Origin of the sequence: Phyllobacterium sp. 628, from assembly GCF_014189505.1 — a bacterium.
Lineage (GTDB): Bacteria > Pseudomonadota > Alphaproteobacteria > Rhizobiales > Rhizobiaceae > Phyllobacterium.
The window spans coordinates 136732-152065 of sequence record NZ_CP050300.1; the positions used below are offsets into that span (position 1 = coordinate 136732).

Below are 15334 nucleotides of genomic sequence, written 5' to 3' on the forward strand. Positions count from 1 at the left end.
AAACAGGGGAATATACATGTTGAGAAACCGTCTGTTTGCAGCAGCCTCTGCATTCGTTCTTCTATCTGCGCCCGCAATGGCGCAGACCGTGCTAACCGTCAATATTGAACCTGCCACCACCTGGGTGCGCAACTTCAATCCGTTTAATCAGACATCGGCACGTCAAAGCACGCTCGACTTCATCTATGAGCCGCTCGTCATATTCAACCGCTTCGACAACAACAAGCCGAATTATCGTTTGGCCGAAAGTTTCAAACTGGCGGACGATCTGAAAAGCATCGAGTTCAAGCTGCGCCCAGATCTCAAATGGTCTGACGGAAAGCCGCTGACCTCCGCAGACGTCAAATTCACTTATGATTATCTGAAGAAGTTCCCGGCGCTGGATTTTGTCAGCATCTGGAAATTCATCGATGGCGTCGAGGCTGTCGATGCGCAGACCGTGCGTTTCAGCCTGATTAATCCGAGCTCACTGGCCGCCGATCAGCTGGTGCAGGTGCCCATCATTCCGGAACATATCTGGAAGGACATTGCCGATCCGGTCACCTTCGCCAATGAAAACCCTGTTGGCAGCGGTCCGATGACCGAGATTGCCCGCTTCACCGGTCAGACCTATGACCAGTGCCGCAATCCGAACTACTGGGACAACAAGGACCTGAAGATCGACTGCATGCGTTTCCCACAGCTTGCCGATAACAACCAGATCCTGACTGCGACCGCCAATGGCACGCTGGACTGGGGTGTTTCGTTCCTGCCCGACGTGGAAAACACTTATGTTGCCAAGGACCCGGAGCATTTCCATTATTGGTATACGCCGGGTAGCATGGTCGCCTTCCTGTTCAATCTGGAAACAGCCAATGAGAATAACCGCAAGGCGTTCAACGACGTGAAGTTCCGCCGCGCCGTCAGCATGGCGCTGGACCGGCAGGGCATGATTGATGTCGCCGGCTATGGCTATCCCACACTCAACGATGATCCGTCGGGTATGGGCGAGCTCTATAAGAACTGGTCCGATCCGTCGGTTCTGGCTGATTTCGGCAAGTACGGCAAATATGATACCGATGCTGCCAAAGCCTTGCTGGATGAGGCTGGTTATGTCGACAAGGACGGCGACGGCTTCCGCGATAATCCGGATGGCAGCAAGATTTCATTCTCTTTGATCGTGCCGAATGCCTGGACTGACTGGATCGACACCGTGCAGATCGCCATCGAAGGCATGCAGGCCACTGGTCTTGATGTGAAGATCGCCACTCCGGAAGAGGCCGTCTGGTCGGGCAATTTGATCAATGGCAGTTTTGACATGGCTATCAACAGCCTGCCAGCCGCTGCGTCGCCCTATTATCCCTATCAGCGCGCCTATAACGAACAGGATAAGGGCAAGACCCGCTTCACGTCGCAGCGCTGGTTCAATCCTGATCTCGCCAAGCTGCTGGTGGACTTTACCCGCACCGCCGATCCGTCTGCCCAGAAGGATGTGATGAACAAGGCGCAGCGCATCGTTGCGGAAAACCTGCCGATGATGCCGGTGTTCAACAATCCCAACTGGTATCAGTACAACACCAAGCGTTTTACCGGCTGGTCAACGAAGGAAAAGCCTTTCGTTAACCCTTCGATCACACGCAACAACCCGGCGCGTCTCATTCACCTTCTGGCGCTTGAGCCAGTTCAATAAACATCGCAGCAGGTGGAGACAGTGACTGACTGTCTCCACCGCGATGGGAGATGCATATGGCTTTCCTGCTCCGCCGACTTGGATTCTATCTGGCAGCCTTCATTGCGGCTGCCACGATCAACTTCTTCCTGCCGCGCCTCATGCCGGGAGATCCGATCCAGATCATGTTCTCAAGCACCGGCACCGAGTTATCAGCTGAGAACCTTGAATCGCTGAAACTGACCTTCGGTTTTGTCGATGGGCCGCTTTGGCAGCAATATTTCACCTATCTCAAAAGCATCTTCACCGGCGATCTCGGCCGCTCCATCAAATATTTCCCTTTGCCGGTTACCGAAGTCCTCGGCCATGCGCTGATCTGGACTGTCGGACTGATGGGCACGGCCACTTTGATCAGTTTCACGCTCGGAACATTCCTCGGCATTCTCGCCGCGTGGCGGCGCGGCAGTGTGTTCGACGTGGTGGTTTCGGTGGGCGCGATTTTTGCCACCTCGGTTCCGGCAGTCGTCACATCGCTGATCGTCCTCTTCTTCTTCGGCTTCACTTTGAACTGGTTTCCCACCGGCTATTCTGCCGATCCGGCACTCGATCCATCATTCTCACTCACTTATATCGGGAGCGTACTCTATCATGGCCTGTTGCCGATGCTCACCTTGTGCACGGTGTTGACCGGCGGGTTCGCTGTCACCATGCGCAACAATATGATCAATCTGCTGGGTGAGGATTACATCGTCATGGCCCGGGCAAAGGGTCTGTCCGACAGCCGCGTCATGATCTGGTATGCGGCGCGCAATGCGCTTCTGCCCACCGTCAGCAGTCTCGCCATCGCCATCGGCACCGTACTCGGCGGGTCGCTGGTGACGGAAGTGGTGTTCAACTATCCGGGCCTCGGTAACATCCTCTATCAGGCCATCCTCGCAAGAGACTATCCTGTCATTCAGGGGCAACTCCTGATCATGACTGTCGCCATGCTTGTTGCCAATTTCATCGTGGATATCAGCTATGTGCTGCTCGATCCGCGCCTGCGGAGGATGTGAGCCATGAAGCCACTCATTGCCGGACTTGTCCGCAACCGCAAAGCTCTTGTCGGCATGATCATCCTTCTGATCATCGTGCTGATCGCCGTCGCGGCACCATTGCTCACCGGCTACAATCCGGCCGCGCGCGTCGGCAGGCCCCATCAGCCGCCGTCAGCCGAACATTGGCTTGGTACAACGCGCATCGGTCAGGATGTCTTTGCCCGGCTGATCTATGGCGCACGCACTTCGCTCGCCGTCGGCTTCGGGGCAGGGCTTCTGATTACCGTACTTGGCACTGCCCTTGGCATCATTGCCGGTTATCGCGGCGGCAAGACCGATGAGATCATCAGCTTCTTCACCAATATGGTGCTTGTCGTGCCCAACCTGCCGCTGCTGCTCGTGCTCGCCTCCTTCATCGGTCAGGCCAGCCCGATGGTGATTGCCATTATTCTTGGTCTTACCTCCTGGGCCTGGGGTGCACGTGTCACCCGCGCTGAGACGCTGTCCGTCAAGCAGAAGGACTTTGTCAAATCCGCCGAAATGATGGGCGAGCCACGCTGGCGCATCATGACCTTTGAAATCTTTCCCAATCTGATTTCCATCGTTGGCATCAATTTCATCGGCAGTGTGATCTTCGCCATCATAACGGAAGCAACACTCGAATTCCTTGGCCTCGGCGATCCCAAAACAGTTTCGTGGGGCATGATGCTCTACAACGCACAAAAAGCGTCGGCTCTCTCGGTCGGCGCATGGTGGGATATCCTCACGCCGTGCTTCGCACTTGCGCTTCTCGGCGTCGGGCTTTCGCTATTGAATTTTGCCGTCGATGAAATCGCCAATCCACGTCTGCGCACCGGAAACAGCATGAAGCGCTGGTCATCGCTGATCCGCTCAGGGGAGGGACGCCTGTGACTGCACCTTTGCTTTCGGTAAAAAACCTCACCATCGATTATATCGGCGACACCACGGATTTTCGTGCCGTTGACGATGTCAGCTTTGATGTCGCGCATGGCGAAATCTTCGGTCTTGCCGGTGAATCCGGTTGCGGCAAAAGCACCATTGCCTTTGCCATCAGCCGCCTGCACAAGCCACCGGCACTGATCCGCTCCGGCAAAATATTGCTGGAGGGCAAGGATGTCCTCGATCTCAACCCTGTTGAGCTGCGCGACTTCCGCTGGCGCGAAGTTGCCATGGTGTTTCAGAGCGCCATGAACTCGCTTAATCCGGTATTGCGTATCGAAGCGCAATTTTACGACGTGCTTCATACTCATCAAGGCATGAACCGGGCACAGGCACGCGAGCGCACGGCCGAAATGCTGCGTCTGGTCGATATCCCGCCGGACCGCATGAAGGACTATCCACACCAGTTCTCTGGCGGCATGCGTCAGCGCATCGTCATTGCCATCTGTCTCTCACTCAATCCGAAGATTGTCGTCATGGATGAGCCGACAACAGCGCTTGATGTGGTGGTACAGAGGGAAATCCTGCAACGCATCAATGAACTGCGCCGTACTTTTGGCTTCTCTGTACTGTTCATCACCCATGATCTCGGTCTGATGGTGCAATTCTGCGACCGCATCGGCATCATGCTGGCGGGCAAACTGGTTGAACAGAACACCGCCGAGAAAATCTATGGCGACCCGCAGCATGAGTATACGAAAAAGCTCTGGGCCTCGTTCCCCTCATTGCACGGCGAAGCCATCACCGACGGGGCGGCATCATGAACGATAAGCAGACTGCTATTTTGACGCTTGACCGTGTGTCAAAATCCTTCGGACGGCCGCCTTTCACAGTGAACGCCGCACAATCCGTTTCCTTTGAGCTGCATGCGGGCCGGACGCTGGCGCTTGTCGGCGAGTCCGGCAGCGGCAAGACCACCTGCGCGCGGCTTGTCATGCGGGAATACACACCCAATGAAGGCCAATTGCTCTTCAAGGGCAAGCCAGTCGCCACCGATAATGCCAAAGCACTGGCGGCCTATCGCCGTTCCGTTCAGATGATCTTTCAGGACCCGTTTTCGTCCCTCAATCCGGCCCATACGATTGACTATCATTTGCGCCGCCCGTTGCAATTGCACCGGCGCGATCTCAGGGGCCGTCAGATCGACGGCGCCATCGAAGAGTTGCTGACGCGGGTCAAGCTCGATCCGAAAATCATCGCTCACAAACATCCGCATGAATTGTCCGGCGGACAGCGCCAGCGCGTTAACATTGCCCGCACGCTCGCGGTTGGTGCTGAAGTGATTGTCGCGGACGAGCCAACCTCAATGCTCGACGTATCGGTGCGGCTTGGCGTTCTCAACCTGCTCAATGAGATGAAGCGGGATATGAAGCTGGCATTGCTCTATATCACCCACGACATTGCCACCGCCCGCTATGTCGCCGAGGATATTGTCGTGATGTATGCCGGACAGATCGTTGAATGGGGCAATGTCAACAAGGTCATCGACAATCCGCAGCATCCCTATACAAGACTGCTGCTGTCAGCGGTTCCGGACCCCGAAATGCGGTTCGACGATCCGAAAGCACATCTGAAGGCCGGGGATGTGGAAGAAATCCGCCGCCTGTCTGCAGTGCCGCAGGATCGCACCATCGCCATCGATCAGGATCATTTCATCCGGCAGGTTGCGAGCAGCAGGGCAGCTTAAAGTTCAACTTGTGATTGACTGAAACTGCCGGATGATTGCACAATCCTCCAAATAGAACCAAAGTCGAAGTCGAGGCTCTGGTTCGCGTGCGTGATGCCACCTAAGTAGGACGGGCATTACCCGAGGAGACATGCTGTGGATAAAATCACCGAGCTTGCACAATTAATCGAAAAACACACGGGCGCCGATGGCCTTTTTTCGACCGATATTCCGCGCCTGAACCTTGCCCGCGCTTCAGCTCCATCCGAACCGAACCATGTCGTCCACGAACCTGCGGTTTGCATTATTGCCCAGGGACGCAAGCGAACCATGCTGGGCGACGAGGTCTATTACTACGACAAGGCGACTTACCTGACCGTTTCTGTCGATCTGCCGATTGTCGGCCATGTTGTCGAAGCCTCTAAAGATGAGCCTTATCTTTCTCTACGTCTCGATCTCGACCCCACCATGCTCAGCGCATTGCTGCTTGAAGCCCCCAAAGACAGCTTTAGCAATCAGCTGCCTGATCGCGGCATGTCACTGAACCCGATGGGCGAGGATCTGCTCGACAATGTCGTTCGGTTGCTGCGGCTGCTCGACACCCCGAGGGACATTCCCATGCTGGCGCCATTGGCTGAGCGCGAATTGCTCTACAGGCTGTTGACTGGAGAACAATCCGGACGGCTCAAGCAGATTGCGCAGTCGGAAAGCCGTCTGCAACAGGTCAACAAGGCCATCGGCCTGATCAAGCGCAATTTCCGCAAGACCCTGCGTATCGAGCATGTGGCCTCTGAAGCCAATATGAGCCCGTCTTCCTTCCACCAGCACTTCAAGGCTGTGACCTCAATGAGTCCGCTGCAATACCAGAAGCAACTGCGGTTGCAGGAAGCGCGACGGCTCATCCTCAGCCAGTCACTCGACGCGGCGACGGCCGGTCACGCCGTGGGCTATGACAGCCCCTCGCAGTTCAGCCGTGAATATGCGCGGCTATTCGGCCAGCCGCCCCTGCGGGACATTGCCCGCCTGAAGGATCTGCCAGAATATCTGATGGAAGCTTAAAGCCTCTTGCCGGTTGCCTTGTCGAAAATATGCAGGGCGCCGGCATCGATGGTGAAACGCTGTGCGGCGCCCGCAGTGACAGTGGATTTCGGCGGCAGGCTGGCTGTCAGCCGCTGATTGCCAATCGTTGACGTAACCACCAGTTCGGGACCGGTCAGCTCAACCACCTCAACCATCGCATCGATACCCGCAGCCGTATCGCCCGCATTGGTCAGACCGAGACTCTCGGGGCGAATACCGATCACCACATCGCGCGCTTGAGCCGCCTTCTCCCTGATATCAGCGGGGAGGGGGAAATTGCTCATCGAGCCGTCAATGTGAACAACACCGTCGGCGATGGTAGCTTCCAGCATGTTCATCGGTGGCGACCCGACAAAGCTTGCGACATAGCGGGTCGCCGGGCGATTATAGATTTCATCCGGTGTTGCCAGCTGCTCGATCTGCCCATCGCGCATCACGGCAATGCGGGTGGCGAGCGTCATGGCTTCGATCTGGTCGTGCGTGACATAGACAATGGTTGTTCCCAACATCAGGTGCAGGCGCTTCAGCTCCGTGCGCATTTCCATACGCAACTTTGCATCGAGATTGGACAGAGGTTCATCGAACAGGAAGATTTGCGGATCGCGCACCAGTGCCCGGCCAATCGCCACACGCTGGCGCTGACCGCCGGATAGTTCCGAGGGTTTGCGTTCGAGCAGGTTTTCAATCTGCAGGATTTTTGCCGTCTTCTGGATGGCTTGCGTCCGTTCCGCTACCGGGACTTTGCGCATTTCGAGGCCAAAGCCGATATTTCGCGCCACCGACATGTTCGGATAGAGCGCGTAGGATTGAAACACCATGGCGATGTCGCGGTCTTTGGGATGCACGCCCGTGACTGAACGGTCGCCGATACGCACATCGCCTTCCGTCGCCTCTGCCAGTCCGGCAATGATGTTAAGCAGCGTGGATTTCCCGCAACCGGACGAGCCGAGCAGGACGAGGAATTCACCGCTTGTCAGCGACAGATCGATACCCTTGAGGGTCTCCGCTGTGCCATAGCGTTTGCGAATATCGATGAGTTCAAGGGCGCTCATAGCGCTGTCTCCGGCAGTGTCTCGAGATCATGGCTGTCATAGCGGCGTGGTACGGTGGATATGGCTTTTGAAGCCACATGCACGCCTGCCGTGATGCTCTCCTGCAATGTTTGCTCGCGGGCGAGCGCCGCAAGAAACGCGGCATTGAATACATCACCGGCACCAATCGTATCGGCAACAAAAACCAGCGGCGCGCCCACTGAAACCAGCTCGTCGTCAGGCCCGACAGCCAAAGCCCCGTCTGGTCCGCATTTGACCACGACAATCGCGCTTTCGGGCATGAGCGCTTTGAGCTTGCGGGCAGCGTCGGCAGGTTCGACACTGTTGGCGAGACGCGTGGTTTCCACTTCATTGAACAGAGCGCAATGGCAGCGCGACAACCACTTGTGCGTGGCGACGCGGTTGGCCTCGGTCCAGCCGGCAATCGGCCAGCCCGTATCCAGCGCAATGCGGATATTGTTGGCATCGGCCCAATCAAATACTGCATCATATTGTTCGACCAACGTATCGGTGAGGAACGATCCGCACAGCAGCACATAGCCGCCGCGCAGCCGGTTTGTATCCAGCGTGGCAAGCACATCCGGCCACGACAAAGCACCGAGATGCCCCTTTGTGGTAAAGAAAGTACGCTCGCCATTGGGATGCGTAATGCCGACCGAAAGCGTGGTGCCTGTCGGGGCCACTGGCCAGCGTTCCGCACGCGAACCAAATTCCTTCTGCAACCATTCCCCGAACTGGTCTGTGCCGACATTCGCGGCAATCTGGAAATCAACGCCCAGACCTTCCCAGGTGAGCGCCGAATTGCCGGCCGACCCGCCGACACGCAGCTCATCATAATCAACCATGATCTCCGTTCCCGGCGTCGGCCAGGGATCAGCCGGGCCGAGGATCAGATCGACATTCACATTTCCAATAACTGCCAGGGGAAGCATGATCATTCGCTCCGCGTGATCTTGGTCGTGCGCACCGGCGTTCCCAAATCAGCGACCCGCTGACCCGCGAAAGCAATCATGAATTGCTGGGCAGCGGGCAGAAGCGCAAAGATGGCTGCAATACCACTGGCCTCGCCGACATTCACTGTCGTTGCACCTTCAACGGGGGTTTCACCGGAAGCATCGAACACCACGACCGGTGATCCGGCTTCGGATGCCGAGAGCGCCATGCGGGTTACGAGTTCAGACGTGGCATCCTTGGCACGGAACAGCACGACGCCGATCTTCGGCCCAAGCATTTCCATCGGGCCATGCCGCAGCTGACCGCCTTCCAGCGAGAAACAGGGAATACGCGACAATTCCGTCAGGCCAAGTGCAATGGCTTCGGCAACGCCTTGCGTGCGGCGGCCAGACGTGACCACTGACGTTACATTGCTGAGCGCCGCCACAGCTGCATCGACTTGAGAGATCTTACTGGTTTTAAGAATTTGCAGTGCCGCTGCCGGGTCCTCACCAAGTGCTGTGAGGATAGCCAGATGCAGCGCGAAAGAAACAGTAAGACTGCGTGTCGCCGCGAAGGCATTTTCCGTTCCGCCGGCACCCACCAGACAGGGCACCGTACGGGCCAAAGTCGATCCGCCTTCCAGCGTCAGACCAAATGTATCGGCAGGAACACCGGCCTCGGCAAACCAGCGCACCACTTCGGCGCTTTCACCGGACTGCGACGTCATCAAAATGGTCTTGCCCGCCAGCGGCACCGGCTGCCCCAGTTGTTCCGACAGGGGCATGGCGACAGCATCGATACCCAGACTGCGATAAAGCGGCTCGACTGCCCGGCTGACAGCATGCGAGCCGCCCATGCCAAGTAGAAGGAGACGTTTGGTCTTGCGCAGGGATTGGGCGATGGTAGCGGCAAGCGATGCATTGGCTTCGAACGAGGCAATCGCATCGGCATTTTGCCGCGCCATTTCCTTTTCAATCGCGATAAGGCCCACCGGCCGGTTGGGTTCAGAAGTCATGCTCATCCTTTGACGCCGCCATTGGTCAGGCCCGAAATCAGGGCACGCTGCATAAAGAGACCGATAATCAGCGGGGGCAGGGCGGCCAGCACACCCGCTGTAGCAATCAGTCCATAATCGGAGACCCGTCCGCCCGCGAGATCGGCGATGGCGACGGTGAGGGTTTTTGCCCGCTGGTCGGAGGTGAACAGCAGTGCGTAGAAGAATTCATCCCATGCCAGCAGAAAGGCAAACAGCGCGGCGGTCGCCATGACAGGCGCCGCGAGCGGCAAGGTGATCAGGCGCAGGATCTGGTCGAGCCGCGCACCATCAACCGTAGCGGCACTTTCAATTTCACGCGGAATGGAGTCGAAACCCGATTTCATCAGCCACGTGGTGAAAGGCGCAAGGATGGTCAGATAAACCAGCGCCAGCCCGAACACATTGTTGAGCAAGCCGAATGCCGATAGCGCCATGTAAAGCGGAACGGCCAAGGCAACTGGCGGTAGCATGTAGGTTGCAATGACTGCATAGAGCGACCAGCCGACACTCGGCGTGCGCGATACGGCCCATGCGGCGGGAATGGCTACGATCAAGGCTGCCGCCGTCGCCATACCGGCAACTTTGAGGCTGTTGAACAGCGAAGCAACGAAGGCTTCACCCGCGCTGTTGGCAGCCGTCGAAAGCAGTACGCCATAGCGGGAAAGGTCAATCGTCTCGGGCCACCAGCGCAGCGGCTTGGTGATGAGGTCCGTTGTCGATGAAATGCTCATGATAAAGAGCCAGACCACCGGCGCCAGAATAACGGCGGCAAGCAGCAGCGCGGCAAGATAGACAAAGATGGTGGCAGTGAGGCTGCGGCGTTCCATCAGGAAGCTCCTGCACTTTTGCGGATCAATGCCGCATAGGCCACGGCAAGGATGGTCACGAGAAGGGTGACAATCAAAGCGAGCGAAGCGCCCGACCCCGCTCGCTGGAAGGAGAACGCTTCCTGATAGACAAGGATGGACAGCGTGCGTGTGCTGTTGGCCGGACCGCCGCGTGTCATGACCCAGATAATGTCGAACACCTTGAAGGCTTCGATGGTACGCAGAACCAATGCTACCATCAGCGGACCAGCGAGATAGGGCATGATAACAAAGCGGAAGCGCGACCATGCTCCCGCACCGTCCACCATGGACGCGGCGGTAATATCGCGTGGCACGGCCTGCAAAGCGGCCAAGGCAATCAGCGCCACCAGCGGAAAGTTCTTCCAGCAATCGGCAACAATCAGCGCAGCCAGTGCCGTGCCGGGTTCGCCCAGCCATGAACGATAGGCATCGAGCATGCCAATCTGCGTCAGGGCGGCATTCAGCGCACCATATTCGGGATTGTAGATCAGCCGCCACAATGTGGCATTGACCACCGTTGGCAGCGCCCATGGCAGGATCATCAACGCCCGCAAAACCGAGCGGCCATAGAATTGCTGGTTGAGCAGCAGAGCGGCCAGAACACCGATGATCATTTCGGCGCCGACAGAGAGAACAGCAAACAGCGTTGTGGTGATGAGCGTGCGCTGGAAATTCGAGCCGGACAGGATTTTTACATAATTGTCGATGCCGACGAAATTGCCTTCGGTGCCCACCAGTTTGGCATCGGTAAAGGAGAGGCGCACCGTATCGATCAGCGGCCAGCCGATAATCGCAATCATGACGATGAGGAGTGGCAACATCAGAAGCCACGCGCGTGTCGTAATCCAGTTGCTCGTCATGAAAATCAGCCTGCCACAATATCAATCATTGAGAAAGATACGGGCGGCGGAGCAAATCCGCCGCCCGTATGGTTGTATCAGAGACCGCTGTTTTCAGCGGCGGTTTTCAAAGCGTCTTCAGGCTTGGCTGTACCCAGAAGCGATTCCTGCACGGCCTGCTGCAAAGCAGTCGACAGTTCCTGATATTTCGGCGTTGTCGGACGCGGATACATGGCAGCGAGACTCTGCTTGGCCGCAGCAATCAGCTCTTCCTGACCCTTGGAGACGGCCGGGTCCGTATAGGACGAAGCCCAGATCGGCAGGCTCAGCTTGGCATACTGGTTCTGCGTCTGCTGCGAGGTCATAAAGGTGATGTATTTCCACGCTTCATCCGGATGCTTGCTGGTCGAGGTGATACCAAGACCCATTGAACCGTTGACGGCAGAAACCGTGCTCTTGCCATCGATGCCGGGTGCCGGAACAACGCCAACCTTGCCGGCAACCTTGCTGTCCTTCGGATCATTGGCCATGTTGTACATGTAGGTCCAGTTCAGCGCGAAAGCGGCCTCGCCATTCTGGAACACGCGGCGCACGTCCTCTTCCAGGAATTCCTTGGAATTGGGGTTGGTGAGACCGGACTTGTAGCTATCAACCATATAGTTGAGTGCATCGAGACCGCCACCTGTCTGGAAGACCGGCTTGCCGTCTTTGATAAAGTCGCCGCCATAGGCGCTGACCAGCGTGGTGTAGTCGCAGATCGCAGCTTCCGCCTGTGACCAGCTCCAGGCAATCGGCGTTGCCAGCAAACCCTTATCCTTGATTATTTTGGCCTGCTCGGCCAGTTCGGCCCAGGTCTTGGGCGGCGTCTTGATACCGGCCTTTTCCAGAATATCCTTGTTGTAGAACAGATATTTTGTGTCAAGAATCCAAGGCATGCCATAACGCTTGCCGTTATATTCAACCGTGGTCCACGCGCCCGGCAGAACGCCAGTCTTCATGTCGCCGGTGATCTTGTCGGATACATCCAGCAAGACCTTGTTGGTTGCATATTCCGCAGGCCAGATTACGTCGAACAGAACGACGTCGTAACCGCCGCCGGAACCCTGTGCCAGAACCGTCTTGTCATGCAGGCCTTCATAGGGAACGAATTCCAGATTGACGGTCACATCCGGATTGGCCTTGGTAAAGGATTCCGTCATTGCACGCACATCCGCCTCGCTATAGGCAGCCTGCGCCATGAACAGGGCATTGATCTTGGTTTCTGCGTGGGCGGGAGAAGCAAGGGCTGCTCCCAGAAGTGTCGCGCCGAGCAGCGCGGTCTTTACGGATTTCAACATGGTACCTCCTATTGGCCTTTATAAGTTCCAGCCTGCCCGTCGTGGACAGATGCCGATTCGTCGTCACAGTCCGGGAGCTTTTCTGTTCAGGACCTGTCCGTGACGTGCTTACGTCCAGCCAGTGCTCACGTTCCCCAAGACTCTTATGGTCTTTTGCATTAAATCAATTGTCTTGACTTATTTCTTGATCAATATTGTTCTGGAGTCAATAGGGGGCGTAATGGACGCGAGAAAATCGATCCGGGCCAAGAGTGGAACCAATCTGGGTGGTGCCAGCGCGCACAACCGTCGCATCATGATCGATGCGCTGCGGGTCAATGGCGCCTTGTCGCGGGCTGACCTTGCGCGGGCAACCGGGCTGACACCGCAGACAGTTTCCAACATCATCGAGGAACTGGCGCAGGATGGGCTGGTACGCTCACAAGCCAGCGTCCGCAAGGGGCGCGGCCAGCCGGCAACACCTTACCAGCTTGTACCGGAAGGCGCCTTCGCCATCGGCCTGCAGATCGACCGCCATGTCACCCGTACGGTGATCGTCAATCTCGTCGGAGATGTGCTTGTGCAGTTCGAGGCCAAGCTGCCGGCGGGCGGTCCGGCCGAAGGTGTTGTCGTCATTCTTGATCTCGTCAAAAAGGCGCGCAAAGAACTGGCCGCGCAATTTCCGCAAGCGGCGAAAAAACTCGTTGGCCTTGGCCTTGCCATGCCGGGACCATTCGGCATCAACGAGCTTTACGACGATCCATGGATGATGACCGCCTGGCAAAACTTTCCGCTGGTCGAACGGGTCGCCGAAGGCACGGGCCTCGAAGTCGCCCTGCAGAATGACGCGTCAGCTGCGGCAACGGCGGAGCGCTTGCTCGGCGCGGCGCATGGCCTTGATCATGTGGTCTGTATTTATCTCGGTTATGGTCTTGGCGCGGGGCTGATCCTCAACGGCGAACTCTATGGTGGTGCCTATTCGAATGCCGGTGAGATCGGGATGATGCTGGCGCTGGCTCCCGGTGATGGTTCGGATGTGGAGCCGCTGGAACACTACACGTCGATGGCCTCCCTATGCAACGTGCTGGGACTGGATCATTCAGACCCCAGATTGTTCGAACAGGTCACCGACGCAGTAATCAAAGGCGGGCCCGTGGTGGAAAGCTGGATCGCCAATGCTGCCGAGCGCCTGCGCCGGACGGTGCAGATGCTGGAATCCATCTTTGATCCGCAAACCACCATTCTGTGCGGTGGCGCACCAAAAGCACTAATCGATAGTTTGATACAGCGGATGGAACCGGTCATGCCCTCCATTGCCGACCGGGCGTCCCGCTATCCCGAGCCCCGCCTTCAGGCAGGGCTCGCTGATCCTTGGTCGGTCGCCTTGGGAGCGGCAGCGGAACCGATCGCCCGGGCCTTCGACCCGCGCTTCTCGGCAATTCTCAAAACACCCTGATCAGGCGGCGTTTTTAATCGCATCACCCAGCATGGAAACAATGCTGTCGATCTGATCATTCTCGATGATCAGAGGCGGGGAGAGGGCGATGATATCACCAGTGACGCGAACCAGCAGACCCTTCTTGAAGCAGTCTGTAAAGACGTCATAGCCACGAGCACCGACTGCTTCAGGGCGCGAGGCCAGTTCAATACCGGCAACGAGCCCGATGGTGCGGATATCAATGACGTTGGCGAGGCCCTTGAGGCTATGGATTGCGTCCTGCCAATGTTCCGCCACGTCAGCGGCGCGGGTCAGCAAGCCTTCTTCCTCATAGACTTCCAGTGTCGCCAGACCAGCGGCGCAGGCCACCGGATGCCCCGAATAGGTATAACCATGGAAAAGCTCGATCTGGTTTTCCGGTCCATGCATCAGCGCATCGTGGACGGTTTCGCTGGCGAATACCGCGCCCATCGGCACGGCGCCATTGGTCAAGCCCTTAGCTGTTGTCACAAGATCAGGCACCACGCCGAAATAATCCACCGCAAACGGCGTACCAAGACGGCCAAAGCCAGTGATGACTTCGTCGAAAATCAGCAGAATGCCATGCTTCTGGCTGATGGCCCGCAGGCGCTCCAGATAACCTTTTGGCGGCAGCAGCACGCCAGTTGATCCGGCGACTGGCTCGACAATCACGGCAGCAATGGTTTCCGCACCGTGCAGCGCCACCATGCGCTCCAGATCATCCGCCAAATCGGCACCATGTTCCGGCAGGCCTTTAACGAAAGTATTGCGCACGGGATCGTGGGTATGGCGAATATGGTCCGTGCCCGGCAGCAACGGGAAAACGCGGCGGTTATTGACCAGACCGCCCACCGAAATTCCACCGAAACCGACGCCATGATAACCGCGTTCGCGCCCGATCACCCGGTTACGCGTGCCCTGACCAATGGCACGCTGATAGGCGATGGCGATTTTCAGTGCCGTATCCACCGATTCCGATCCGGACCCGGTGAAGAACACTTTCGTCAGGCCAGCTTCCTTGCCGCCCGGTGCACGCGCAGCCAGCTTCTCGGCAAAATCAAAAGCCAGCGGATGGCCCATCTGAAAGGACGGCGCATAGTCCATGGTCACGAGCTGACGGGCAACCGCATCGGCAATCTTCTCGCGGCCATGCCCGGCATTGACGCACCAGAGGCCAGCCGTGCCGTCAAGCACCTGTCCGCCATCGACATCGGTGTAATACATGCCCCTGGCGGATGCGAGCAGGCGCGGTGCCGCCTTGAACTGCCGGTTCGCCGTGAAAGGCATCCAATAATTTTCGAGTGATGGGGTGTTGCTCATAAGCATGGTGGAAGCTCCTCTTCTTGCAAGAGGGAGCCATGCTTTCTATTGGGCAACAAGTCCTTTTCTGATAACAGACAACCCATTGATTTTACTTATATGGTAATGCATAAATTCATTATATCGAACATATGCAA

The 15334-nt window shown here is 57.2% G+C and carries 14 protein-coding genes; 7 read left to right on the top strand and 7 right to left on the bottom strand.

Translation table 11 applies throughout. The annotated features are described in order from the left end of the window. Positions 1-16: 16 nt before the first annotated feature. The 6 genes from HB779_RS00630 (at position 17) to HB779_RS00655 (ending at position 6370) form a co-directional block, all read left to right on the top strand. Positions 17-1669, top strand: coding sequence for an ABC transporter substrate-binding protein (locus HB779_RS00630; protein WP_188342433.1), 1653 nt, complete (start codon positions 17-19; stop codon positions 1667-1669). A gap of 56 nt (positions 1670-1725) precedes the next feature. After that, entirely contained in the window at positions 1726-2703 is a 978-nt protein-coding gene (locus tag HB779_RS00635) for an ABC transporter permease (protein ID WP_188342434.1), read from the top strand. Between the two features lie 15 nt (positions 2704-2718). After that, positions 2719-3597 carry an ABC transporter permease gene (locus HB779_RS00640; protein ID WP_188342462.1) on the top strand — a complete coding sequence of 293 codons (879 nt, stop codon included), beginning with the start codon at positions 2719-2721 and terminating at the stop codon, positions 3595-3597. Next, the gene (locus tag HB779_RS00645; RefSeq protein ID WP_188342435.1) at positions 3594-4409 is read left to right on the top strand and encodes an ABC transporter ATP-binding protein; all 816 of its coding nucleotides are present in this window, start codon (positions 3594-3596) and stop codon (positions 4407-4409) included. Before HB779_RS00640 ends, HB779_RS00645 begins: the two co-directional genes overlap by 4 nt. Beyond that, positions 4406-5332 carry an ABC transporter ATP-binding protein gene (locus HB779_RS00650; protein WP_188342436.1) on the top strand — a complete coding sequence of 309 codons (927 nt, stop codon included), beginning with the start codon at positions 4406-4408 and terminating at the stop codon, positions 5330-5332. Before HB779_RS00645 ends, HB779_RS00650 begins: the two co-directional genes overlap by 4 nt. Positions 5333-5467: 135 nt before the next feature. Beyond that, complete coding sequence (locus HB779_RS00655; RefSeq protein WP_188342437.1) at positions 5468-6370, top strand: AraC family transcriptional regulator; 903 nt, start codon at positions 5468-5470, stop codon at positions 6368-6370. On the opposite strand, the gene HB779_RS00660 is transcribed toward HB779_RS00655, so the two are convergent. The 6 genes from HB779_RS00660 to HB779_RS00685 form a co-directional block, all read right to left on the bottom strand. Beyond that, positions 6367-7443: an ABC transporter ATP-binding protein gene (locus HB779_RS00660; protein ID WP_188342438.1), complete on the bottom strand. Its 1077-nt coding sequence runs from the start codon at positions 7441-7443 to the stop codon at positions 6367-6369. The genes HB779_RS00655 and HB779_RS00660 overlap by 4 nt on opposite strands. After that, positions 7440-8375 carry a PfkB family carbohydrate kinase gene (locus HB779_RS00665; protein WP_188342439.1) on the bottom strand — a complete coding sequence of 312 codons (936 nt, stop codon included), beginning with the start codon at positions 8373-8375 and terminating at the stop codon, positions 7440-7442. The genes HB779_RS00660 and HB779_RS00665 overlap by 4 nt, the downstream gene beginning before the upstream one ends. Before the next feature lie 2 nt (positions 8376-8377). Then, on the bottom strand, positions 8378-9400 hold the full coding sequence (locus HB779_RS00670; protein WP_188342440.1) for an SIS domain-containing protein: 1023 nt from the start codon (positions 9398-9400) through the stop codon (positions 8378-8380). Next, a complete protein-coding gene (locus tag HB779_RS00675; RefSeq protein ID WP_188342441.1) occupies positions 9397-10242 on the bottom strand; it encodes a carbohydrate ABC transporter permease in 846 nt (281 codons plus the stop codon). Before HB779_RS00675 ends, HB779_RS00670 begins: the two co-directional genes overlap by 4 nt. Further along, complete coding sequence (locus HB779_RS00680; RefSeq protein WP_188342442.1) at positions 10242-11123, bottom strand: carbohydrate ABC transporter permease; 882 nt, start codon at positions 11121-11123, stop codon at positions 10242-10244. The genes HB779_RS00675 and HB779_RS00680 overlap by 1 nt, the downstream gene beginning before the upstream one ends. 77 nt (positions 11124-11200) lie before the next feature. After that, complete coding sequence (locus tag HB779_RS00685; RefSeq protein WP_188342443.1) at positions 11201-12439, bottom strand: extracellular solute-binding protein; 1239 nt, start codon at positions 12437-12439, stop codon at positions 11201-11203. A 220-nt stretch (positions 12440-12659) separates the two neighbouring features. Between HB779_RS00685 and HB779_RS00690 the strand changes: the two genes are divergently transcribed. Further along, complete coding sequence (locus HB779_RS00690; RefSeq protein ID WP_188342444.1) at positions 12660-13874, top strand: ROK family transcriptional regulator; 1215 nt, start codon at positions 12660-12662, stop codon at positions 13872-13874. On the opposite strand, the gene HB779_RS00695 is transcribed toward HB779_RS00690, so the two are convergent. Continuing rightward, positions 13875-15203: an aspartate aminotransferase family protein gene (locus HB779_RS00695; RefSeq protein WP_188342445.1), complete on the bottom strand. Its 1329-nt coding sequence runs from the start codon at positions 15201-15203 to the stop codon at positions 13875-13877. Positions 15204-15334: the final 131 nt, after the last annotated feature.

Coding starts and splice junctions, on each gene's coding strand:
- HB779_RS00670 (WP_188342440.1), bottom strand. CDS start 9,400: ATGAGCATGACTTCTGAACCCAACCGGCCGGTGGGCCTTATCGCGATT.
- HB779_RS00695 (WP_188342445.1), bottom strand. CDS start 15,203: ATGCTTATGAGCAACACCCCATCACTCGAAAATTATTGGATGCCTTTC.
- HB779_RS00665 (WP_188342439.1), bottom strand. CDS start 8,375: ATGCTTCCCCTGGCAGTTATTGGAAATGTGAATGTCGATCTGATCCTC.
- HB779_RS00650 (WP_188342436.1), top strand. CDS start 4,406: ATGAACGATAAGCAGACTGCTATTTTGACGCTTGACCGTGTGTCAAAA.
- HB779_RS00675 (WP_188342441.1), bottom strand. CDS start 10,242: ATGGAACGCCGCAGCCTCACTGCCACCATCTTTGTCTATCTTGCCGCG.
- HB779_RS00685 (WP_188342443.1), bottom strand. CDS start 12,439: ATGTTGAAATCCGTAAAGACCGCGCTGCTCGGCGCGACACTTCTGGGA.
- HB779_RS00660 (WP_188342438.1), bottom strand. CDS start 7,443: ATGAGCGCCCTTGAACTCATCGATATTCGCAAACGCTATGGCACAGCG.
- HB779_RS00630 (WP_188342433.1), top strand. CDS start 17: ATGTTGAGAAACCGTCTGTTTGCAGCAGCCTCTGCATTCGTTCTTCTA.
- HB779_RS00635 (WP_188342434.1), top strand. CDS start 1,726: ATGGCTTTCCTGCTCCGCCGACTTGGATTCTATCTGGCAGCCTTCATT.
- HB779_RS00680 (WP_188342442.1), bottom strand. CDS start 11,123: ATGACGAGCAACTGGATTACGACACGCGCGTGGCTTCTGATGTTGCCA.
- HB779_RS00690 (WP_188342444.1), top strand. CDS start 12,660: ATGGACGCGAGAAAATCGATCCGGGCCAAGAGTGGAACCAATCTGGGT.